Origin of the sequence: Sinanaerobacter sp. ZZT-01, assembly GCF_035621135.1 — a bacterium.
GTDB lineage: Bacteria > Bacillota > Clostridia > Peptostreptococcales > Anaerovoracaceae > IOR16.
The window spans coordinates 3,112,152-3,133,898 of record NZ_CP141728.1; the positions used below are offsets into that span (position 1 = coordinate 3,112,152).

Below are 21,747 nucleotides of genomic sequence, written 5' to 3' on the forward strand. Positions count from 1 at the left end.
TTAGTTTGCAATTAAAATCAATTTAGAATATTCTATCTTTAATAAGACTTAAGGGGGGAATAAAAATGAAAAATAACATAGTTCAAAAAAAATATCTCATGATGCTTCTTGTCATGCTTCTTATTCTGTTTATATATTTTTTTACTTCAGGTTTTTTTAATATCAATTCTACTTATGCAGATGTATTTTCCATTTCATCTAGCCAAGTGATTGCAGAAAGTGATCATTGGAAAGTCTGTGCTCCCAATAAAGGAGGCTTGACTCCTTATTTTACATGCAAAGAGAACAAAGAATTTTACCCGCATGTGATCGGTTTCATATACTTAGAAAATAACAGTGAAATAAAGGGAGAAACGCTTAACCAATATGTGTTTTACGATAAGCACTTTTATATAGGTGAAAAGCGCTGGTATTTCAATGAATACTCAAATCATATCAATAAGTTATCCTTCAAAATAACTTGGGAAGATGCTTCGAAAATAAAGTCAGAAATGCTCTCTACCGATAATTTGACCGCTGAAGAAATGACACAAATCAATGCATGGATTAAAACACACGATGAGGAATATGAGAATCCAATAAACTATGAAGACTTGTTAAAATGGAAAGCTCATTCAATGAACTAGATATAAATAGAATCCTTATTATGTCATTAAATCTTACTTTTAGAAGTACCGACTGATGCGTGCTTATTTAAGGCTGTAATATCTATTTATTAATGAACACTATGCCCGCAATACACAATGCAATTCCAATGATCTGATTTAAAGAAATCGTTTCTTTATATAAAAGCAGACCAACAAAAAGCAAAACAACTGCCAATCCGATATTGGTCACTAATGAACCAACACTTACATTCCATCCTGCTCGGTAAATCTGAATGTATCCAAATTCAAGTCCGACAATGGACACGCCCAGCACGAAGCTTGTCCAATTTATATTCATGATTTCATGAATAAGATTTTTATTTTCACTCGTAATAAAAAAGAGAAGGAGTGATACCATTGCTGCCATAAAATAAGTAACCATAAGAGCTGCAAATGGCTGTACTCCTTCTGGTGTTGATTTTGCACAAATATTGTAAAAAGTATTTGCAAAAATAACGACTAAAACCGGCCAAATATAATTCCACATCTTTTTAATCTCTCCTGTTCTTCTATCTCGTATCTCATGTAGTATGCAATATAGAAATATCATTAATAATCTAACATTCTTATTTAAAAGATTCAATACGCAATTATAAAAACCCTTATAGTGGTCATTTAAAAGAGCCGATTAATTTACAAGATTAAAAACATTTAGTATCTATTTCCACCTGTTACTGGAAGCTTTTTAAGGCTTTAATCAAACGATCGATCTCAAAATCTTGATTATACAAACCCAAGCTGATCCGAACAATACCGGTATAAGGGCTCCCTTCTACCAGCTTTTTAACATATAAATCCGCACCGCAATATCCGTTTTTAGTAATAATCCCATAATTTTCATATAAATATCTAGCAGTCTCTTCCGGCTTTTTTCCTTCTACATTAAACGCAATAATTGGTACCTGATCTTCTAAATTTTCACTGTCCTCATATAAGATAACACGCGGATTCTCTTTCATCTGCCGCATTGCATAGGAAAGCAATTCAGATTCATGCTTTTTTATCACATCCATATGTACCCGTATCATCGTTTGTATTGCAGTAGCTAAAGCAATCACACCCAATATATTATTCGATCCGGCCTCGTACCGTTGCGGACTTTTCTTAAGAATTACTTCCTGATCTGTAACAAGTTCCGTAATTCCTGCACCAAAACAAAGCGGATACCCCATATTCAGTGCATGTTTATTTCCAACCAATGCGCCTGTAAAGAACGGAGCATATGTTTTATGTGCACTAAAAGCGATATAATCAATACTCTCCATTACATCTTCCGGATGCATATCTATCCTGCGATGCTGCATTAGCTGTGCAGCATCCACCAAAATTTCTGCATTATGTAAATGTGCCATTCTTGCAATTTCATAAATCGGATTAATATATCCCGTTACATTACTGGCACCTGCGACTGCGACTAATTTCACTCTTCCCTTGTACCTGTCTAATTTTTCTTCTAAATCAGACATAGAAAGTCTTCCATTCTTTTCAACGTCAACCAAGACCGTATCACATCGAAATTTCCAAGGAAGATAATTGGACAAATGTTCCATATATGTTGTAATTACTATCGGTTTTGTCTCCGCATTCTGTTGACAGATTACATTGCTCAAGATGTTAATTGCCTCTGTCGTATTTTTTGTGTAAATAACTGTATCTTCCTCCATATCAGCATTAAAAAAATTTTTAACACTAATTCGGCTTTCTTCATACAGCTCAGAAAGGAATTTTGCTTTTCTTGATTTATCTGATATGTATTTATACCACGGAGTATATTTTTCCAATTCTTCTACTACCGTTCTAAATGGAGGTGTTGTGCCCGCATTGTCAAAATAAATACTGGTTAATGTGCCGTTATTTGTAGGTATCAAATAAGACACATCCATCACTAACTCTCTCAAAGTAGCGGCTGTACTGTTCTTCTTATTTATCTTTCTCATAGCTCCCCCTCTTATTTTTAACCTTTATAATAGATATGCATTAAAATGAAATACTTTCACATGAAACGAACAAAAGCTTATCATAAGGCAACTTTTTACTTTATAAAAAAGACAGCGCCTGTGCACTGTCTCTATCCTCTATTTTCTATTGCATTTTTCCATTTTTTGATTTCTTTATTCAGTTCATCCCATTTGATGAACCTCGACTGCCTATAAACCTCTTTCCCTGATACAAACAATAAAATAGTCGGTGCGGTAAATACAGAAAACTGTCCTGCAAATTCCGGTACATCTTCAATTCCAATCATTACATTATGGATTTTTTCTTCATTGACTAATTGTTTTACTTTAGGCAGCACTGCTTCGCAGACAGTACAGTTTTCTGATTTTGCAAAAATCAGCAGTATTACACATTCAGAAACTGCCTCTTTTACCTCTTTATAATTTTTGAATGCCTGCATTCTTTTCCCCTCAATTCTGAAACCATTTCAGATTTCCCTCCTACTTATAAAAAGCTTTTTCAATGCTCAAGATAAATTTCTCTCTTGTTCTTCGATTTTATATTTTTATTATTTAAGTCAATTATAGTATAACGCACTGACCACATTGGTTAAAATATTTTTTAATTATTTATTGACAAAACTCAAATATTGTATTAATGTAATAGTACAATGATACAGATTCGAAAGGGGGTTTCTATATTATGCCAAACCAATTTCAATCTAACCTACCCATTTACGTGCAATTGGTTCACAAATTCAAACACAGAATCGTTTCAGGAGAGCTACAGGCCGGTTCTAAGCTTGAATCCGTACGCGATCTTGCCATGCAATTTGAAGTCAACCCTAATACTATGCAAAGAGCACTTTCAGAACTTGAACGTGACAGGCTTGTTTATGCAGAACGTACAAGCGGCCGTTTTATTACGCAAGATGTAAAATTAATACATGAAATGCAATTTGCTCTTGCAAATGAAATAACGGAACAATTTTTTCAGCAAATGAAAAGTTTGGGTTTTTCTGAACAAGAATCTGTGGAATTGCTTCAAAACAAAATTAAGAAAGGTGAGGTAAAATGAATCAAAATAAAGAATTGATTAAAATTGAACATTTGACGAAAAATTATCAGAAGAAACAAGCATTAACAGATATCAACTTAACATTGGAACCAGGACATATCGTTGGTATATTAGGCCCTAACGGCAGCGGAAAAACGACCTTAATTAAAATCTTAACAGGAGTTATCAGAGATTACAGCGGAAACATCACCATCGACGGAAATAAAATCGGTCCTTCCACAAAAGCGATTATCTCCTATTTACCGGACCATTCCTATTTTTCAAAATGGATGAGGCCTTTAGATGTCATCTCTATTTTCAAAGATTTCTATACTGATTTTGACGAAGCAAAATGCCTCGAAATGGTTCACCGTTTAGGACTTAATCCAAAACAAAAAATCATACAAATGTCAAAAGGTATGATAGAGCGGTTCCAATTGTGCCTCGTAATGTCAAGAAATGCACGGCTTTATATATTAGACGAACCATTAGGCGGCATCGATCCTGCTTCCAGAGATTTTATCTTGGATACAATCTTAACAAATTATAATGAAGATGCTACGATTCTGATGTCAACACATCTCATTTCTGATGTGGAGCGAATCTTTGACACCGTAATCTTTATAAAAGACGGAGAAATTGTACTGAACGACGATATTGATAACATTCGTTCTTCAAAAGGAAAGTCCATCGATCAATTATTTCGGGAGGTATTCAAATGTTAGGCAAATTAATAAAATATGATTTTAGATCCACGTATAGAGAGTTTGTAAGTATATTTCTGGCAATCATACTTGCCGTAACAATCCTTCCACTTGTTCTCAGCAATGTGAACAATCAAATCGTAAACATGATAGCAGGTTTTATCATCTTCGGCATTATTATTGCAATTATCGTTGTAGTGGCCAGTAGCTTATTTCATCTGTTTAATACGAATATATTTTCCAGCCAAGGTTATCTAACCTTAACGCTGCCAGTTACCTCACGTGATATCGTAATATCAAAATTGATTGTAAGTTCCATGTGGATTATTTTAACCGGCATCGTATCCCTATTTGCTTTAATCCTATTGGGTGTGATTCTGAATGGAAGTTCTTTTCCCGAATTTAAAATTTTTCTGGATAAAATGATGCAAGTACCATCACAAAATGCCTTAAGTATCTTTTTGTTTCTCTTAATTATCATTACTTCCTGTATTAAAGAAATGGCTAAACTGTTTTTATCCTGCTCCGTTGCCCATTTGAAACAGTTCAATCGTTTTCGTATCCCGGCAGGAGTGCTCTTTTATTTTGCGTTTTCTTGGTTGGAATCAATCATTCTAAACGCTGGGGTTTCCATTATAGAACCTCTATTCTCTAATGATGCTGTATTTATGGAAAAACTAAGAGCTTTTTCGGCAAACGATGATTTTTCATACTTGTCTGGAATACTCAATACAATTCTTTCAGGAGGTATTTTATATTTAATACTTATAGCGGCTCTCTTCAGTGTAAGTACGATCCTTCTTTTAGATAAAAAACTTGACTTAGAGTAGATTTCGTTTAAAAACAAACAATGCAGGTTCTTTATACTGACTTAGTGTAAAAACCTGCATTATAATATATAAAATTAGTTTTACCTATCTTTATTGCACATCAGCAGCAATCCCTCAAAAAATTTATTAAGCGAAATTTTCCCACCTGCACTGGTTCCCTTACTCAAAGCATCCATTTCTGATCTGACACTTGTAAAATCAAATAACACGCCTGCGTATGTCTGAAAAAACTCATTGCTATAGTCTTCTATCCCTAAACTGGCGATGTTTGTAAGACCGCCTTTAATTGCTCTCCGCATCCTCTGCTTTACCATTTGAGGGCTGTCACCGATAAGAGTCTGAATTTCATTGTCATCACATTCAAAAGTATCTCTGCTATTTCCTAAAAGATACATACAGACCGTTAAAATATCATTGGTCCCTTTTCCTCCCAGCATACCCAGCATACCCAGTATATGCTTGATTTTCAACATGCCCGGATCCTCTGCCTGTGTAGGCTGCATTTCATTTTTAAACAAGCGTTTAATATGATTTAATGTTTGCTCCATCTCAATTCTCTCAGCCATTTTCAAAACAACGTTCTTCACTTCAATCTTATTAATCGGCTTTCCAATAAAAAATTCGATCCCCGCTTCATAAGCTTCTGCTCTTAGATCATGATCGAGTACCTGAGATACCATAATAAAACATAAATTCGGCATCAAGGGTTTCAATTTTTTTACTAAAGTCGTTCCGTCCATTACCGGCATTAAGAGATCAGCCAGCACGATATCTGGCTTGGACAAGAGAATTTCATGAAATGCAGTTTTTCCTTCATATGCACTTCCAACAACCTCTGCACCTCCGTTTTCCTCAATAATAGTGGTGAGAATCCGCACAACATTTTTATCATCATCCACGATATAGTATCTCATTCATTCCTCCCCTCAAGCTCCGCTGCATCAATTTGTATTGTAAACTTTGTACCCTTTCCTAATTCCGAGTTTACACTTATTTCACCTGAAAAAATTCCCTCTACTATATCTTTTACATGGTACAGACCAATTCCTCTGCAAATATCGCCTGTTTCTACATTAAATTTTGTTGAAAATCCCATATTAAAGATGTATTCTAAGTTTTCCCGGGAAATACCGCTGCCATTGTCCTCTACGGAAATAAAACAGTACCCGTTGTCCTTTTTGAGCGCAATTTGAATGTAACCCCGATGCCGTCCTTCCATTGATTCAATGCTATTAAAAATCAGATTTCGTAAAACTGAAACAAAATAATAATGATTAATGATATAAAAATGATTATCTATTTTAAAATCAAAGGATATATCTAAACGATTTCTTCGAATGTAATCCTTAATATCTGGTATAATGATCGCGGCGATATCTGCAACGCTCATCCTCGTATCATTTAAAGAGCCATTATCAAACATCTCCTCCAACCCACGAATGACACTTAAATAATCTTTCTTTATTTCATGTACATCCTTCGCTACTTCAAGAGAATCATTTCGCAAATCTTCTTCATACTTGCTCTTTGAAAGTTCTTTGTAGAGATTGTAAGCTTTCTTCATAACCGTTTCAATGTCCGCATTGTTTTTATTCATAAAATAAATTTCACTTTTAATTTTAGAAGTAATTAAGACCAACTTCCGATACCGTTCTTCATGCTCGGTTGCTGACAACAAAGATTTATAATAACCATAGAAGAGTATAATGCCAGCATCGATGGTTGCTCTGGCAAATGCGACGAGTGCAAGTGTCTGAAAAATTTCATACCGAAAGGTCTGCAATCGCATTAATATGCTGATTTCTACCGCATTTGCAAAAAAATCAGAAATCATAGTTGCAATAAAAAAACTCGTCAGACTGGCATAATAACGCTGCCAAAAAAGAAGATAGAACAAGGCGCCGTAAATGACATAAAACATTACATCAGCCAGTACCGTTGCTGCAACGTCCTGCAATGCAATTCCACTGACATACATAATTAGGCCACGATATACAGGTGATACTATTCCGGTAATTAGCGCAATCTCCAGCGGATTAAATTCGCGGTTAAAATATAAAAATACCGGCAAAAGCAAGCCTGCCAATGTAATTGTAAACCCTGGCGTGTATAAATTGACACTGACTTGCGACGCAAGCGCGATACAAGTCGCTACAAGAAAAGTCGTTTTTACTTTTTTCATAAAATCAAGTCCTTATTGGTCCTCACCAAATTCCTTACAGATTACAGAGATCGCTGCTTTTGTATTAACTAGAAAAGCCATCAGCGGCTGCTCATTTGCAGTTTCTCCATTCCAATAACGTTCTTGACAAGCCTGAATCATTTCTTCCTGTGTCATCCCTTTATGATGAATCTCTAAGATGAATTCCTTCATATCCACTGCAGCCTGTACGGCTAAATCAAAATACTGCTGTGGAGTGATATTACGAACGACTCCATAATGAGGCGAAGAAACCCATTTAGGGTTGAGTTCCCTGCACCTTTGTATCGATGTAATTGTATCCTGAAATCCTGTTAAAATCGGTGAAACCATATGGTGATTCCCGACATAACAACCTATACTCTCGCTTGGAAATAAAAAACGTTCTTCTTCTAAGTAATAAGATAGAGAACAATTCGTATGACCTGGTGTTTCCATTACAAGAAGATGACGGTCACCCAAAGAAATCACATCGCCGTCTTTTACCACATAATCAATACGTAAGTCTTCATCTCTATACTCTAAAGGCTCGTAGCTCTCCTTCATATATTCTTTTGCAGCACTTTCTGAAAGCTTACGAATCGCCTTCAAAGCTCCTGATCGCTTTAAAACTGCTTGTCCATGTGCATTTCCCACACTTATTATGTTTGGCCATTCCTGTCTCAAATATGCCAATCCTCCAATATGATCATAATGGGTATGTGAAGAAAACATATAATCCAATGTCCGTCCCTTTAGCACCTCTTTTACCTGCTCGATCATACGCGGAGCACAATATGCCATCCCGCAATCCAGTACAGCTGTTTTTTCACTGCCGATCAAAACCAGAGCATCACCGCCCGGTCCACCGGCAACACGTTTCATTCCTTTTATCATTTTCTTTTCCTTTTTTTATATCATGCTAAATCTTCCTGTCGTTTTTATTGACTCTCTTTTATAGGGTATCGTCTTCTTTTATTTCCTCATGGAAGTTGCGTTTACCCGACTGTACTCTTATAAAGTTGACAACCATAAACACAAGAAAGATCAATCCGCAGTATCCTCCGATCGGATACATAAATGCCACAAGATTTGAAAATCCAAATAAACTCATCCCAAATCCGATAACTGCCAAAATCCATATATAAAGCTTCCTATTTTTCGTTTCCGGCAGTTTAGTCGTAATGCCATAAAAAGTACTGGTCGCTGTACTAAATACTGCAATCAAAAGTACAACTGCATAGATCATACGTACCCAAGATGCCAGCTGTTCACAAAGTACAAGCATCGGTAATGAACTTTCTGAAGCTCTGAATGGATCTGTTAATGTGGTTAAATATAAAATCAAAGAACAGGTTCCTAAAAAAATACCGCCAAGAACGGCTCCTTTCTGTGCAGTATTCTTACTTTTAGCATGAATTGCACAGCTTCCCAGCATCGGTATCGCACCGGTTAAATTATACGATACAAAAGCAATCGCTGCAATAAACCAATTGGACGCCAAGGGACTTGCCGCCATCTTCACCTCCGGATGAAAATCAAAATTATTTTTTATCATGATAAGCAAGCAGAGAATCAAAGTACCCGATATCAAAATCGGTGTTACTTTTTGCAGTCTCTTTGATACCACTTCAAACCCATTAATCGCTGTTAACACAGCTAAGAACATCAAAAGTAAGCTTCCTAGAAAACGATGGATTCCAAACTGTTCGTGAAACAAAGCTCCGCCAGCAGCCAGCATTGAGAAATATGCCATAAAAAGAAAAACTGACATAATAATTCCCACTAACGTCTCAGACGTCTTATTATCCATGGGAAAAATCAGCTTACTCATGTCATTTGTCCGAAGAGCCCTTGCAATCGTAACCGTCATATACCCAAACCCCATAAATATCAAGGTAATCAAACACAGTCCAAAAATACCATTGCGTCCAAACACGCCAAAAAACTGCCACATTTCTTTTCCGGACGCAAATCCTGCCCCCATCAAAGCACCTATATATAAGAAACCTATATGCAATACTGACAATTCTACCTTTTTTTCTTCTTCCATTATAAATGCGCCTCCGAATGCTCTATTTTCTTTTCATTTTCCCCTTCCGCTTCTGAAATACAACTCAAATTTTCTTCTGTTTCCGTTTCTTTTTTATTCTTCTTGATGCTCCCAAATGTAAAAATGATTAAACCGATCCAAATAAATATAAAAGCCGTCAATTGAATAAAATCAAATGGCTCTCTATAAATAAAAATGCCTAGAATCAGGCTCATTGAAGGTGAAAGATATTCCGTCACACCAAGCGTGATAAAATCAATACGATTTGCAGCCATAGCAAAGAGCATCAGCGGTGTTGCTGTAAATGCACCTGATAAGCTTAGAAGTACAAGTTGAATAGGAGATGCAGAAGAAAGAGCCCCCTGCCCGGTAAATTCCATATATGAGATAAATAGCAATACAAAAGGAGCTAAAAACATGGTTTCGTACAGCAGTGCAAGAAGTGAATTGACTTGAGTCTTTTTCTTGATTGCCGCATAAGTGGCAAAGGTCAGTGCTAAGCCGATCGCAATAAAAGGGATCTGCCGATAAGATACCAGCATAAAAGCAACTCCGGCAATCGCCAATATAAACGCTGTCATTTTGTATTTGTCCAGCTTCTCATGAAAAAAAACGACTCCAAAAATACAGACAACAAGTGGTTCTATATAATACCCTATGCTAGTTTGAATGATAAATCCACTGTTTACTGCCCAGATATAAATGCCCCAATTGGAAGAAATTAATATTCCAGCTAGAAAAAAAGTGAGCTTTGCTCCCTTCTTCTTCAATGGTTCCAGCATTGCTTTTTTTCCAAATAAAAACAAATTGATAAAAAGCACTAGTATAAAGCAAAAAAGTAAGCGATAGAACATAATTAGAAGCGGATCAATAGGTTGCAGTGATTTCCAATAAACAGGTAAAATCCCCCATAAAATAGAGCAGCCCACTGCACATGCCAGTCCTTTTTTATACTCCATGCTGTTAAGAATTCCCTGTTGCATCTTTTTCACCTTATAAAAAGCCTTTCTATTTCTCACTATAAGAAAATTTAGAAATTATTTAGAAGAACGTATCGAAAAGAGTCACCTTTCCATGCTTTATTATTTTATCTTGAAAAATGCAAAAGAGCAAGTAATAAACGAAAAATCGATCAGAACTGCAAGGTGCCCCTCGCTTTTAACAAGGGGCACCCTAATACATTCTAAATTCCTAATTCTTAGCCAAAAATCCCTCCGAGGAATCCGTCTTTGCAGCCGCCGCCCTGGTTATTATTCCAGATAAAGAAAATAATCAATAAAATAATAATCCAAAACCCGCCGTTATTATTATCGCAGCAATCTCCATGGTCACAGCCTCCGCCGCCTCCAAAGAAATTACCAGTTCCTCCGCAGAGCAAGAAAATCAAGATAAGAATCGGCCACCAGCTTCCAAACCCATTGTCGTCCTGGCAAGGATCATTGCAGTCAAACTTCGGTTCACAGCAACAGTCATTCCGAGGTGGCTCACATCGACAATCTTTATGTGGTTCATTAAAAGCATCCTTATGAACTTCAGCACTATCCTCACGAAAACTTCTCCGGTCTCTTTCCATACTCGTCTTTATGTATTCATCATTCACCGTAAAAGCACCTCCCTACTTTCTATCATAAAAGTTTCTGACCTTTTATCATATGTGTGAAGGGTATAAAGGGTGCTATTATTTTTCTCTCAATTTTCCAAGTAAATCCAATATATCTTTTGGAAGAGGAGCCTCTATTTTTAAAAGATCACCGTTCACCGGATGACGAAAGCTCAAATAAGCCGCATGCAAAGCCTGCCTTTCTATGAATTCTGCCTCCTCTTTTCCGTAAAGAGCATCGCTTACAAGAGGATGACCAATGTAAGACATGTGTACACGTATTTGGTGTGTCCGTCCGGTCTCCAGCTGAAGCTCTAAAAAAGAATGTTCTGCAAATCTTTCCAAAACACGGTATCGAGTAACAGAAGGGTACCCATTTTCCATCACACCTCGAATCACATGGTCCTCCGAAACTCGTCCAATTGGCAAATCAATCATACCATCGTCTTCATCAAAGGTTCCATGTACAACCGCAACATATTTTTTTACTACTGCATTCTTTGCCATTTGCTTGGAAAGGTCATCTTGACAATGTGAATTTTTTGCGACAATAAGGAGGCCCGACGTATCCATGTCAAGCCGATTGATAAAGCGGATTTTATATTGCTCCTCACGTTCAAGCATATATTTCATTATGCCGTTTGCTATCGTATGATTAGGATGGCCTTTTGTAGGATGCACGACAAAACCTGGCTGCTTATTAACGACCAGTAAATCCTCGTCCTCATACGCCGCACAAATTGGAATATCCTGTGGCTCAAAATCACTTTTTTCCTCAGGCAAGCGAACGGAAATTACATCCCCTGCATTCCCCTTATGATAAAGCTTCACTGGCTGCCCATTCAGGCTTACGCCTCCAACTACTTTAAACCTCCGCATCAACCGGGAAGAAAATCCATAATTACGACGAAGAAGCTCCTTAATCTGGAGCCCTTCATCACTTTCCTTTATTTCATACTTAAATTTGTTTTTCATTTTTTCTCCGTACTACAAAAATTTGCTCTTAACTTTTGTCCAGAAATCATAATTTTCAAAACGCAAAAGCTTTACAATGTTTTCAGCAAAATTAACCTTAACTTGATCGATGCTGCCATAACGATGCTCCATTCCATCTGCAACAATTACAATTCCATGCCCTTCTTTGGGCTCCGGATAAATCTTTACAAACAGATCTGCTGGAAGAATCACACTGGAGGTGAAAGATCGGTAAGCAGTTGTATTCATCGGACTGATTGGTGTAACCTGCAAAATTTTCAATCTCGGATCGATAATGCTTCCTCCTAATGCATAATTATAAGCAGTGCTGCCTGCCGGCGTAGCAATCAGCAATCCGTCACCGCTGAATTTTTCAATGAAGCTATCTCCTATTGAAAGGTTTAAGTGCACAGACTGCGAGCAGTCACCTTTTACGATCACCTCATTTAGTGCAAGATGTGTATAGGTATTCTCGCCTGCCTCAATCTCCGCTTTGACTGTTTTTAAGCTTTGCACTTCATAAGCCTTCTGTTTATATTTAAAAATAAACTCATCTAACTGATCCGGGTGAAGCTCCTGAAAAAAACCTAGATGTCCCGTATTTACACCAATAAATGGAATATCAGGAAATTTGTACTTATGCAAGGTCTTCAGAAAAGAACCGTCCCCCCCTACACAGACAATCAACTCTGCATCGGGATTAAATTCACACGGTACAAGGAATCCGCTTTTTTCAAGTTTTTGTTTTAAAATCCGCTTTATTTCCTTTGATAACTCATAATTATTTGCAAAAATATTAATAATTCTATTTTTCTCCATATGGATTCCTCCAAAGTATGAATTACTTTTCTGACTTTCCTTTTGTATGATTCCAATCAACCGAATTATTTAACAAGTTTATCCAATTGGTCAACTAGTGAAGCAAAGGTCTGCATTGCCTTTTCGATCGGCTCTGTTTTACTCATATCAACGCCCGCTAGTTTTAGAAGGTTAATCGGATAGTCACTCTCACCGGACTTGAGGAAAGCAATATAATCCTCCTGTGCTTGTTTTCCTTCATTCAAAATACGATCTGACAAAGCTGCGGCAGCAGAAAACCCGGTAGCGTATTTATATACATAAAATGCATTGTAGAAATGAGGAATACGCGCCCACTCCATCTTTATCTCAGAATCATAAACTACATTTTCTCCAAAGTATTTTTGATTGAGCTTGCCATACTCTTCACTAAGCCATTGTGCAGTTAAAACCTCTCCTTGTTCTACTGCTTCATGTGTCATTTTTTCAAATTCTGCGAACATAGTCTGGCGAAACAAAGTAGTGCGGAACGCTTCTATATAAAGATTTAAGATATATTTCTTTATTTCATCGTTTTCTGCATGCGTCAGCAAATGCTTCATCAAAAGAGATTCGTTCACTGTTGAGGCCACTTCTGCTGTAAAAATGGAGTGTCCTCCATATACGTACGGCTGGAACTCTCTAGTATAATTGGAGTGCATGGAATGCCCCATTTCATGAATTACAGTAAATACATCTTTGAGTCTCCCGTTATAATTCAAAAGGATATATGGCATGCTGTCATAGGTTCCAAAGGAATAAGCTCCGCTTGTTTTTCCCTCATTTTCATAAACATCTACCCAACCCGATGCAAAGCCATGATTCATTCTGCGCAGATAGTCTTCTCCCATCGGAACCAATGCTTCTCGAATGATTTCCAATGCTTTTTCATATGGAATGTCTTCCTTCGGCATTTCCACAAGCGGTGTATACATATCGTACATATGCAATTCATCTAGGTTTAGCATCCGCTTACGAATTTCCACATAACGATACATAATCGGTAAGTTTTTATTTACAATATCAATCAAATTATCATACACCGAAAGCGGTATATTGTCCCCTGCCAAAGCACTTTTTATTGAGGATTCATATTTACGAATACGGGCAGTAACGACATCTGCTTTTGTATTGTAATTATAAGTGGTTGCTAACGTATTTTTTTGCTTTTCATAAGCAGCATACATATGCTCAAAGGCTTCTTTACGCACACGTCTGTCTGGTGACTCCATAAGTCCAATGTAACGTCCGTGTGTAACTTCTACTTCATCTCCGTCTTCATCACGTATCGTGCCAAATTTTATATCTGCATTATTAATCATACTGAAAATATCATTGGTTGCGGAAGTGAGCTCACTGAATTGAGCCAAAATGTGTTCTTCCTGCTGGGTAAGAACATGTGCTTTCAAGCGGAATAATTCATCTACAACAAACGTATATTTTTGTAATTTTTCATTTTCCCCTAAAAATTCTCTGATTTTTTCTTCTGAAACTGCAAGCAGTTCTGGCGTAAAGAAAGAGGTATTTGCCGCAATTTTTGCAATCAATGCATTGGACTTATCACACATTGCCTGATAGCGGCTGATGCGATTATCTTCATCCCGCTTCATCCTTGCATAGACATAAATCTTCTCCGTTAAAAGCCAGATCTCATCCCGTTTTTCGAAAGCCTGCAAAAGCACGTCAGCGGATTCTCCCAGCTTACCGGATAATTCTTTAAAGTCTTCTGCCATTTTTAAGGCTGATTCAGAATCTCTATCCCAATTTGCTTCGTCTTGATACATTGCTTCAATCTTCCATTTATATTCTTGTGGTATCTCACTTCTTTGTTTTGTTTTTTTATTATCTCCCATTTTTAAACCCTTTCTGCATAATCGTTTACAAAGACAAAGTCTTTGCTCTATTTTTTATTATACAACTTTTTCCACCACTTATACAAGTAAAATACCCTTATCTCGCTTTGACAAAGGACGATGTACTTGAAAAAGTTAAATAAATTCTCTCATACCTATTATGTAATAAATCAAAGCTGTCATATCTTTTACTGGACAAATCTAAAAAAATATTACAAAATAAGTATGTTCATCCAGCAAAACCTCATATATACTTGTATAGAAAAAGAAAACACGCACAATCTCTTTTTTAAAGTACTCTTATTTTATGAAAAATCAAACAGCTATGAAAGGAATTTATTATATATGGATAATCGACCCATCGGCTTTTTTGATTCAGGCTTAGGAGGTCTTACCAGTATTGCACCTTTGCGACGTGCCCTTCCAGAAGAACGCATCATTTATTACGGCGATACTGCAAGAACCCCTTATGGCTCAAAAAGTCCGAATACTATTAAAACTTTTTCCCGACAAATTTCCGATTTTTTAATCCAGCAAGATGTGAAAATGATTGTCATTGCCTGCAATACAGTCAGTGCAACTTGTTTAAGCGACTTACAGCAGCGTCATGCCAGCGTACCGATTTTAGGTATCATACACCCCGCCGCAGAAACTGTTGCAAAAACATGCACAAAGGACAATCATATCGGCATTATTGGTACAAAGGTCACAATTAAAAGCCACACCTATGAAGATTCCATTCAAGAGTTAAACCCTAATTTGGATATTCACGCAACACCGTGCCCTGCATTTGTTCCTCTGATTGAGGAAGGAATTTTGCAGCATGAAATCATGGATTTAACCATTCAGTATTACATGGATCACTTCATATCTTATCATCACATTGATACTTTGGTATTAGGTTGCACACACTATCCTCTCATACGAAAAAATATTGAAAAATTATACCCGAAGCTGCGAATCATAAATCCTTCGGACGAAATTGTGGCTCGAATTAAAGAGGTTTTGGAGAAAAGAGATCTTTTCGCACAGAATTCCAATGCGGAAAATACGTTCTTTGCAAGCGACCTTTCTGAAAACTTTGTAAACATGATTAACAGAATTTTTGAAAATTCGGAATTCAAAGTAGCTTTTAAAAGTTTTGATTTGGATACCAACGAGAAAAAAACGGAGGGAAAATAACATGGAATCAAGTGAATTATTAGAGCTTTTAGATTTAGAATCGCCTTATGACTTTTCCTATTTTGAGCATTTTGCTGATTTGGTGGAATGTCAGGCATTTATTGAATATGAAGATTTTTATATGGTACTTTCAGAAACTCCATCTGAAATACTATGTGAGCTAAGTGAAACTTATTTTGATGATATATTAGCAAATCTACCGGATAATATTATCGATATCTATACGTTGCTTACAAATATTCAAAAATGTCTAATTGGATTGGCTTCCAATGAAAAGACATTGGAAGACCGGCGCCTGTTCGTGGATGAACTTTATAAATTTCACAACTGGTACACGCTTGAGGGAATGGTGCATTGTTTTAGAAAAAAAGACGGCGTTATGCTCCATGTCCCCATCTTTGAGGCACTTGCACTCTGCCGCCTTGAAAAGCTGAACGAAGACAGTTATGAATACGATTTCTCCGACTGCTTAGAGTATGAATTGGACTCATACAGCATGAATTTATCTTCTGTGATACACGCTGTTTACGAAACAGATGAAGACGACGGCGATGACAGCGAAATCGAAGATACCGCTTACTCCGACGGCCTTGTAGACTTAGAAAATCCAGTCATTGACAACGAATACGATGACGAATACTAAATTATAAATATTTTTCTACGCATTCCACATCAGAAGGGTAATCCACATATTGCATACCTCGCTTTTGACGGGTTTCCCTTCCTTTTCCGGTTAAAAGAATTACGGTATTTTCTTTTGCTTCCTCAATCGCTTTCTTAATGCAGCTTTCACGGTCTTCTATGATTTCAAACGGACAATTTCGTTCTTTAATATAGTTTGCAATTTCATTTGAGATATCGCAAACAGACTCTTCTCCTGCATCTTCCTCGGTAAGATATACTTTTTTTGCATAGCGGGCTGCAATCTCTCCTAATTCTTCTCTTCTCTGATAAGCTTTTCCACCCGGGCACCCAAAAATAGATACGATATGGTATTTCGGATATTCCTCTCGAATGGAAGCATAAAGCTTTTCAAAGCTCAGCTGATTATGAGCATAGTCTACAATTACATTCACTTTCTTCTCTTTATTTTGGAAGATTTCCATTCTTCCGCTTACCCGTGCAGTTCGAAGTCCTTCATACATATCTTTTTCCGGAATATTCAGTGCATAGCAGACCGCAATTGCTGCCAATGCATTTTCTACGTTAAACAAGCCCGGCATGGTAAGGAGGAATTCTTGCTCAAAGCTTGGCGTCCGAACCATAAAGGAAATTCCTTCTTGGTTTTTTATAATTCTCGAACCGTAAATTTCTGCCTTTTCTGTCGTTCCAAATGTTACAATTCGTTCGCAGCCCTCTGCTGCATAAAGGATCTCTTCAATGTGATTGGAATCTAGATTGATGCAGGCCACAGTACTTTGTGCGAATAGCATAAGCTTTGACTCAAAATAATCATCAAAATCTCGATGCTCTGCATCACTGATATGATCCTCACCAATATTTAAAAAGCATCCAATATCAAATGTAGTCCCCTGCACACGATTATATTTTAAAGCCTGACTTGAAACTTCCATAGTCAAGTATTCAATGCCACTGTTTACCGCATTTCGAAAATGCCGTTGCAGCATCATTGCTTCCGGTGTCGTCAAATGCGATTCTTCATCAATGACTCCATCATACGTATCAATGCTGGAAACAATTGCACTCATTGGCTTTCCAATTCTTTTTAAATAATGATCTAAAATAGCACGGATAAAATAAGACGTGGTAGATTTGCCCTTTGTCCCTGTTATCCCTATTAAATTTAAGTCACACCAAGGTTTTTCATAAAAAAGATTGCCTAAAAGTGCCATAGTCTGGCGGATATCCCTGACGATAATATAATCGGATTCTATCTCGTATTTCTTTTCTGAAACATAACAAAAAGCTCCGTTCTTTATCGCCGAAGTTAAATATTTTTCTAAAAAATGGATTCCCTTGCAGACAAATAAAGTATGATTTTGGACTTCATTTGAATCATATGTGAGAAAAGAGACCTCTCGACCCATATTTTCTTCCTGTATGTGATAATCCGTAACCAGCCCATTTGCTTTCAGTAAATTTAAGTATTGCTCTAATGCATATGGTGGTTCCATTCCGCTTTGTATCTTATTTTCCATGAAGCATTCCGCCCTTTCCTCATTTTTCGTATATAACCCTAAATATTTTTTATAATACGGTTCTCTAATCTCTTCCTTAAAAGTCTTTTCCTTTGGCTCTATTGTTTTTTCCCTAAGTATTTTTTATATTTAATGTGATGCCCGAATTGGTTTTTATATAATTTTAATCTTCGAACCAGCCCATTATCCGGTTTATAGAAGAGAGGGTTTACTGCCTTGCCAGATGCAGCAAGCTGTTTCATTTTTTCCTGATATTCACGCGGCTTAATATACGTATACGCTACTTTTTTCGGCACTACCCACCAAAGAGATTCCTTCGTTACCACATGAAAATCCAAATCTTGCTCCCGTATATAATCTTCTGTCACGAGCTTCGCAATATTGGCACCGGCTCCTGTTACATAATAATTGCTTCTGCCTTGTCGTGTATTGATTTCAAAAACTTTGTACTTCCCGTCTCTCTGATCGTACTTAATATCAAAATTAGAAAACCCTACATAATGCATTTCTTCCAGTAATCTTTGCAGCTTGCCTTCCAATTCTTCGTTACGCTCTGTTATAATAACCGCGTGATTCCCGATCCCATGCGGTGTATGCTCTTCTAAAAGCACATGCCCCAGGCACATCATCTTCACTTTACCATGCTTGTCCGAATAATTGGTTAAAACTCGCATATAGGTATCATCTCCCGGTATAAAGTCCTGAATGATGATAGAATCTGTATAGCCTGCCCCATAGACCTCACCGAGCACACGATCCAGTGTCTCACGGCTGTCTGCCTTATAAACCTTCTTTTGCGTCGCAAATGGGTGTTTCCAATATTCAATGCCATTTGATGGTTTAATAATAAAAGGTGGATCAAACGGGAGATCGAAACCCATCCCATCCTTTGGATGATGCACAAAAGTATTTGGATAATCGACTCCAGTGCGCTCACACATCGCATAAAATTTTTCTTTATGAATCAAGTCATTCATTAACTCAATATCAATATAAGGTGCGATCACATTGGCTGCAAACCGGTTTTTATTTTCACTGGCAAGCTGTACATAGCTATCTCCGCAGCCAATCAGAAGAATTTTTTTCTCTTCATGTTTTTTTGCAAATTCATTGACCAAACGTAAAAAAGTTTCCTGCTCATCCGCCTTTTCATTCGCCGTATAATGGATAATTTTACTGCCGAAACATGGACCGCTGCTGTACTTTCCATAAACATAGCTTGTGATTCCGTATTCTTCATGAAATGCTCTCGCTACACTGTATACATTAATATCCCCTGCAAAAAGCAAAGGAATAAATGATTTTTCTTGCATAATTCAGCCTCCGCTATTATTATTATTTTTTTTAGTATCTCTATAAACTTATCTTTTTAGTATACCATAAATGGTATAAAATTCTTCATTTTCTTCCTATTTATTGACGGACATTTACATTTTTTATTTTTTCCCTCTATTATAAATAAAATAGAGATTCAACCGTTTCGTTAAACCTCCATTTCAAAGTCAATATCTATAGTCTCCGTTTCTCTATTTTCCTGCCATCACAGCAGCCTGAACAAATGCTAAAAAGAGAGGATGTGCTTGATTCGGGCGGCTCTTGAATTCAGGATGAAATTGAACCGCAACAAAGAAATCATTCTTCGGATATTCAATCACTTCTACAATGCGCTCATCTGGTGATGTCCCACTGATTAACAGTCCTTCTTCCTGCATCTGTTTTCTAAACGCATTATTAAACTCGTAACGATGGCGGTGGCGTTCTTGAATCATATCCCCGCCATAGACACGTTTCAGTATGCTCTCTTCTTTCATTTTGCACGGATAGCTTCCGAGACGCATCGTCCCGCCCTTCTGAATGTTACCATCTTGCCCGGGCATAAAATCAATCACAAGATTTTCACTTTGATTCGAAAATTCTCTGGAAGTTGCATCTGATATTCCACAAACATTTTTTGCAAATTCAATGACAGCAATCTGCATCCCTAAGCAAATACCAAAATAAGGTATATTATTTTCGCGTGCAAATTTGCAGGCTTTTATCTTACCTTCAATTCCCCGGTCTCCAAATCCTCCCGGTACCAAAATGCCTTGGCACTTCTCCAAAAGACGCTTTGCTTCCTCATCCCCGGTAATCTCTTCACTATCTACCCAGTGAAAATTCACTTTTGTTCCTGCCTCATACCCTGCATGCGATAACGCCTCTGCAACAGATAAATAAGCATCCTTAAGCTTAACATACTTCCCTACAATAGCAATGGATACCTCTTTTGTGCAAGCTTTCATCCGCAGCAGCATCTCCTGCCACTTCGTCAGGTCAGGCTCCGGCGTCTCCAGATGCAGTGCACGGCAAACTACATGGTCTAAACCGTTTTCATGAAGCATTAGCGGTGCTTCATACAAATTAGAAACGGTATCATTTTCAATGACAGAATCCAGTGTTACATCACAGAAAAGAGAAATTTTCTGTTTGATCCCATCATCTATTTTTGAATCGGACCTTGTAACAATGATATCTGGTGTGATTCCCATCGACCTTAGTTCTTTTACCGAATGCTGTGTCGGTTTTGATTTATGTTCATTTGAGCCCTGAAGGTACGGAACCAACGTCACATGGATAAAAATGCAGTTTTCTTTACCCATTTCGTTGCGTATCTGCCGAATGGCTTCCAAGAAAGGCTGACTTTCAATATCGCCAATCGTTCCCCCTATTTCTGTAATGACGACATCTGCATCACTCTTCTTTGATACTCCGTATATAAATTCCTTAATTTCATTAGTAATATGTGGTATGACTTGAATGGTTTCCCCTAAATATTCGCCGTTCCGTTCTTTATTTAATACATTCCAATAGACCTTTCCCGTTGTGAGATTTGAAAGCTTATTTAAATTTTCGTCAATAAAACGTTCATAATGGCCTAAATCCAAATCTGTTTCTGCTCCATCTTCTGTGACGAATACCTCACCATGCTGAAAAGGATTAATGGTTCCGGGGTCCACATTGATATACGGGTCCAGCTTTTGCGCTGCTACTTTCAATCCTCTCTCTTTTAATAATCTTCCTAATGATGCTGCTGTAATTCCTTTTCCAAGGCCGGAAACCACACCGCCAGTTACAAATATATATTTCATCCTTCTCCCTTCTTTCTTAACTTCTTAAAATTCAAACGTTTTGAGAACCTGCTCGGCCACAGCTCTTTTTGTCATTCTCCGATCCATTGCCTGTTTCTCAAGATATTTATGTGCCTCTGCTTCACTCATTTTCGTCTTTTCAATAATGAGACATTTCGCCCGAGTGATCAACCGCATATCCTCAAGATTCTGTACTAGCCGGTTATTCTCGCTCTTTAACCTTTGCAAGCGGTTATACACTGCATTTGCCATTCTAAGTACACTCCAGAAAGTTTCTTTATCAACTGGTTTTGAAACGGTAAAGATACCGCTTATTTCCGCTTTCTCCGCTATGATGTGATACAATTCATTCTTCACAATTAAAACGACCTGAGTAATGCTGTCTGAAACAATATCTAAAGCTAGTTCTTCCCCAAACTCATCCGGCAATGGTGTATGGATGATGCACAAATCATAGCTTTGATCCAATAATAGGCGTCTTGCTTCTCCGCAATTTTCCAAAGTCACAATCTCAGCAAAGGATGCATGATAAAGCAGTTCCAAAATATCGGGTATTTTATTGTTTGAACTCGATACAATAAGAGCTCGTTCCATAGAATATCACTC

The 21,747-nt window shown here is 37.3% G+C and carries 22 protein-coding genes; 6 read left to right on the plus strand and 16 right to left on the minus strand.

Translation table 11 applies throughout. The annotated features are described in order from the left end of the window. Nucleotides 1–65 precede the first annotated feature (65 nt). Entirely contained in the window at nucleotides 66–626 is a 561-nt protein-coding gene (locus U5921_RS15010) for a hypothetical protein (protein ID WP_324824266.1), read from the plus strand. Between the two features lie 82 nt (nucleotides 627–708). On the opposite strand, the gene U5921_RS15015 is transcribed toward U5921_RS15010, so the two are convergent. The 3 genes from U5921_RS15015 to U5921_RS15025 form a co-directional block, all read right to left on the minus strand. Then, nucleotides 709–1,134: an EamA family transporter gene (locus U5921_RS15015; RefSeq protein WP_324824267.1), complete on the minus strand. Its 426-nt coding sequence runs from the start codon at nucleotides 1,132–1,134 to the stop codon at nucleotides 709–711. 184 nt (nucleotides 1,135–1,318) lie between these two features. Then, entirely contained in the window at nucleotides 1,319–2,584 is a 1,266-nt protein-coding gene (locus U5921_RS15020; protein ID WP_324824268.1) for an aminotransferase class V-fold PLP-dependent enzyme, read from the minus strand. Nucleotides 2,585–2,715: 131 nt separating this feature from the next. Next, entirely contained in the window at nucleotides 2,716–3,045 is a 330-nt protein-coding gene (locus U5921_RS15025; RefSeq protein ID WP_324824269.1) for a thioredoxin family protein, read from the minus strand. Nucleotides 3,046–3,287: 242 nt separating this feature from the next. Here U5921_RS15025 and U5921_RS15030 point away from each other — a divergent pair, with 242 nt between their 5' ends. From U5921_RS15030 to U5921_RS15040, 3 genes are read left to right on the plus strand one after another with little or no spacing between them, the layout of a single operon-like run. Next, complete coding sequence (locus U5921_RS15030; RefSeq protein ID WP_324824270.1) at nucleotides 3,288–3,662, plus strand: GntR family transcriptional regulator; 375 nt, start codon at nucleotides 3,288–3,290, stop codon at nucleotides 3,660–3,662. After that, entirely contained in the window at nucleotides 3,659–4,366 is a 708-nt protein-coding gene (locus tag U5921_RS15035; protein WP_324824271.1) for an ABC transporter ATP-binding protein, read from the plus strand. The genes U5921_RS15030 and U5921_RS15035 overlap by 4 nt, the downstream gene beginning before the upstream one ends. After that, the gene (locus U5921_RS15040) at nucleotides 4,360–5,175 is read left to right on the plus strand and encodes a hypothetical protein (protein ID WP_324824272.1); all 816 of its coding nucleotides are present in this window, start codon (nucleotides 4,360–4,362) and stop codon (nucleotides 5,173–5,175) included. Before U5921_RS15035 ends, U5921_RS15040 begins: the two co-directional genes overlap by 7 nt. A gap of 80 nt (nucleotides 5,176–5,255) precedes the next feature. On the opposite strand, the gene U5921_RS15045 is transcribed toward U5921_RS15040, so the two are convergent. The 9 genes from U5921_RS15045 to pepF form a co-directional block, all read right to left on the minus strand. Beyond that, entirely contained in the window at nucleotides 5,256–6,089 is an 834-nt protein-coding gene (locus tag U5921_RS15045; RefSeq protein ID WP_324824273.1) for a DNA-binding domain-containing protein, read from the minus strand. After that, nucleotides 6,086–7,357, minus strand: coding sequence for an ATP-binding protein (locus tag U5921_RS15050; RefSeq protein WP_324824274.1), 1,272 nt, complete (start codon nucleotides 7,355–7,357; stop codon nucleotides 6,086–6,088). Before U5921_RS15050 ends, U5921_RS15045 begins: the two co-directional genes overlap by 4 nt. 12 nt (nucleotides 7,358–7,369) lie before the next feature. After that, nucleotides 7,370–8,251, minus strand: coding sequence for an MBL fold metallo-hydrolase (locus U5921_RS15055; protein WP_324824275.1), 882 nt, complete (start codon nucleotides 8,249–8,251; stop codon nucleotides 7,370–7,372). Between the two features lie 58 nt (nucleotides 8,252–8,309). Beyond that, the gene (locus tag U5921_RS15060; RefSeq protein WP_324824276.1) at nucleotides 8,310–9,407 is read right to left on the minus strand and encodes a hypothetical protein; all 1,098 of its coding nucleotides are present in this window, start codon (nucleotides 9,405–9,407) and stop codon (nucleotides 8,310–8,312) included. Further along, a complete protein-coding gene (rarD, locus tag U5921_RS15065; protein ID WP_324824277.1) occupies nucleotides 9,407–10,390 on the minus strand; it encodes an EamA family transporter RarD in 984 nt (327 codons plus the stop codon). Before rarD ends, U5921_RS15060 begins: the two co-directional genes overlap by 1 nt. Nucleotides 10,391–10,605: 215 nt before the next feature. Next, the gene (locus U5921_RS15070) at nucleotides 10,606–11,007 is read right to left on the minus strand and encodes a hypothetical protein (protein ID WP_324824278.1); all 402 of its coding nucleotides are present in this window, start codon (nucleotides 11,005–11,007) and stop codon (nucleotides 10,606–10,608) included. 78 nt (nucleotides 11,008–11,085) lie between these two features. After that, the gene (locus U5921_RS15075) at nucleotides 11,086–11,982 is read right to left on the minus strand and encodes an RluA family pseudouridine synthase (protein WP_324824279.1); all 897 of its coding nucleotides are present in this window, start codon (nucleotides 11,980–11,982) and stop codon (nucleotides 11,086–11,088) included. 12 nt (nucleotides 11,983–11,994) lie between these two features. After that, nucleotides 11,995–12,801, minus strand: a complete 807-nt coding sequence (locus tag U5921_RS15080) for an NAD(+)/NADH kinase (protein ID WP_324824280.1) — start codon at nucleotides 12,799–12,801, stop codon at nucleotides 11,995–11,997. 65 nt (nucleotides 12,802–12,866) lie between these two features. Beyond that, nucleotides 12,867–14,672 carry an oligoendopeptidase F gene (pepF, locus tag U5921_RS15085; RefSeq protein WP_324824281.1) on the minus strand — a complete coding sequence of 602 codons (1,806 nt, stop codon included), beginning with the start codon at nucleotides 14,670–14,672 and terminating at the stop codon, nucleotides 12,867–12,869. 345 nt (nucleotides 14,673–15,017) lie between these two features. Here pepF and murI point away from each other — a divergent pair, with 345 nt between their 5' ends. Together murI and U5921_RS15095 are read left to right on the plus strand one after the other, a co-directional pair. Then, the gene (gene murI, locus U5921_RS15090) at nucleotides 15,018–15,854 is read left to right on the plus strand and encodes a glutamate racemase (protein WP_324824282.1); all 837 of its coding nucleotides are present in this window, start codon (nucleotides 15,018–15,020) and stop codon (nucleotides 15,852–15,854) included. Between the two features lies 1 nt (nucleotide 15,855). Beyond that, nucleotides 15,856–16,497, plus strand: coding sequence for a hypothetical protein (locus U5921_RS15095; protein WP_324824283.1), 642 nt, complete (start codon nucleotides 15,856–15,858; stop codon nucleotides 16,495–16,497). Between the two features lies 1 nt (nucleotide 16,498). On the opposite strand, the gene U5921_RS15100 is transcribed toward U5921_RS15095, so the two are convergent. The 4 genes from U5921_RS15100 to U5921_RS15115 form a co-directional block, all read right to left on the minus strand. Further along, nucleotides 16,499–18,013, minus strand: coding sequence for a UDP-N-acetylmuramoyl-L-alanyl-D-glutamate--2,6-diaminopimelate ligase (locus U5921_RS15100; protein WP_324824284.1), 1,515 nt, complete (start codon nucleotides 18,011–18,013; stop codon nucleotides 16,499–16,501). A gap of 98 nt (nucleotides 18,014–18,111) precedes the next feature. Continuing rightward, on the minus strand, nucleotides 18,112–19,326 hold the full coding sequence (locus U5921_RS15105) for an ATP-grasp domain-containing protein (protein ID WP_324824285.1): 1,215 nt from the start codon (nucleotides 19,324–19,326) through the stop codon (nucleotides 18,112–18,114). Between the two features lie 213 nt (nucleotides 19,327–19,539). Continuing rightward, the gene (locus U5921_RS15110; protein WP_324824286.1) at nucleotides 19,540–21,141 is read right to left on the minus strand and encodes a CTP synthase; all 1,602 of its coding nucleotides are present in this window, start codon (nucleotides 21,139–21,141) and stop codon (nucleotides 19,540–19,542) included. 24 nt (nucleotides 21,142–21,165) lie between these two features. After that, on the minus strand, nucleotides 21,166–21,735 hold the full coding sequence (locus tag U5921_RS15115; RefSeq protein WP_324824287.1) for an ANTAR domain-containing response regulator: 570 nt from the start codon (nucleotides 21,733–21,735) through the stop codon (nucleotides 21,166–21,168). Between the last annotated feature and the right edge of the window lie 12 nt (nucleotides 21,736–21,747).

Excerpts from the sequence above, each read along its gene's own strand:
- U5921_RS15010 (WP_324824266.1), top strand. The coding sequence starts at position 66 with ATGAAAAATAACATAGTTCAAAAAAAATATCTCATGATGCTTCTTGTC.
- U5921_RS15015 (WP_324824267.1), bottom strand. The coding sequence starts at position 1,134 with ATGTGGAATTATATTTGGCCGGTTTTAGTCGTTATTTTTGCAAATACT.
- U5921_RS15020 (WP_324824268.1), bottom strand. The coding sequence starts at position 2,584 with ATGAGAAAGATAAATAAGAAGAACAGTACAGCCGCTACTTTGAGAGAG.
- U5921_RS15025 (WP_324824269.1), bottom strand. The coding sequence starts at position 3,045 with ATGCAGGCATTCAAAAATTATAAAGAGGTAAAAGAGGCAGTTTCTGAA.
- U5921_RS15030 (WP_324824270.1), top strand. The coding sequence starts at position 3,288 with ATGCCAAACCAATTTCAATCTAACCTACCCATTTACGTGCAATTGGTT.
- U5921_RS15035 (WP_324824271.1), top strand. The coding sequence starts at position 3,659 with ATGAATCAAAATAAAGAATTGATTAAAATTGAACATTTGACGAAAAAT.
- U5921_RS15040 (WP_324824272.1), top strand. The coding sequence starts at position 4,360 with ATGTTAGGCAAATTAATAAAATATGATTTTAGATCCACGTATAGAGAG.
- U5921_RS15045 (WP_324824273.1), bottom strand. The coding sequence starts at position 6,089 with ATGAGATACTATATCGTGGATGATGATAAAAATGTTGTGCGGATTCTC.
- U5921_RS15050 (WP_324824274.1), bottom strand. The coding sequence starts at position 7,357 with ATGAAAAAAGTAAAAACGACTTTTCTTGTAGCGACTTGTATCGCGCTT.
- U5921_RS15055 (WP_324824275.1), bottom strand. The coding sequence starts at position 8,251 with ATGATAAAAGGAATGAAACGTGTTGCCGGTGGACCGGGCGGTGATGCT.
- U5921_RS15060 (WP_324824276.1), bottom strand. The coding sequence starts at position 9,407 with ATGGAAGAAGAAAAAAAGGTAGAATTGTCAGTATTGCATATAGGTTTC.
- rarD (WP_324824277.1), bottom strand. The coding sequence starts at position 10,390 with ATGCAACAGGGAATTCTTAACAGCATGGAGTATAAAAAAGGACTGGCA.
- U5921_RS15075 (WP_324824279.1), bottom strand. The coding sequence starts at position 11,982 with ATGAAAAACAAATTTAAGTATGAAATAAAGGAAAGTGATGAAGGGCTC.
- U5921_RS15080 (WP_324824280.1), bottom strand. The coding sequence starts at position 12,801 with ATGGAGAAAAATAGAATTATTAATATTTTTGCAAATAATTATGAGTTA.
- pepF (WP_324824281.1), bottom strand. The coding sequence starts at position 14,672 with ATGGGAGATAATAAAAAAACAAAACAAAGAAGTGAGATACCACAAGAA.
- murI (WP_324824282.1), top strand. The coding sequence starts at position 15,018 with ATGGATAATCGACCCATCGGCTTTTTTGATTCAGGCTTAGGAGGTCTT.
- U5921_RS15095 (WP_324824283.1), top strand. The coding sequence starts at position 15,856 with ATGGAATCAAGTGAATTATTAGAGCTTTTAGATTTAGAATCGCCTTAT.
- U5921_RS15100 (WP_324824284.1), bottom strand. The coding sequence starts at position 18,013 with ATGGAAAATAAGATACAAAGCGGAATGGAACCACCATATGCATTAGAG.
- U5921_RS15105 (WP_324824285.1), bottom strand. The coding sequence starts at position 19,326 with ATGCAAGAAAAATCATTTATTCCTTTGCTTTTTGCAGGGGATATTAAT.
- U5921_RS15110 (WP_324824286.1), bottom strand. The coding sequence starts at position 21,141 with ATGAAATATATATTTGTAACTGGCGGTGTGGTTTCCGGCCTTGGAAAA.
- U5921_RS15115 (WP_324824287.1), bottom strand. The coding sequence starts at position 21,735 with ATGGAACGAGCTCTTATTGTATCGAGTTCAAACAATAAAATACCCGAT.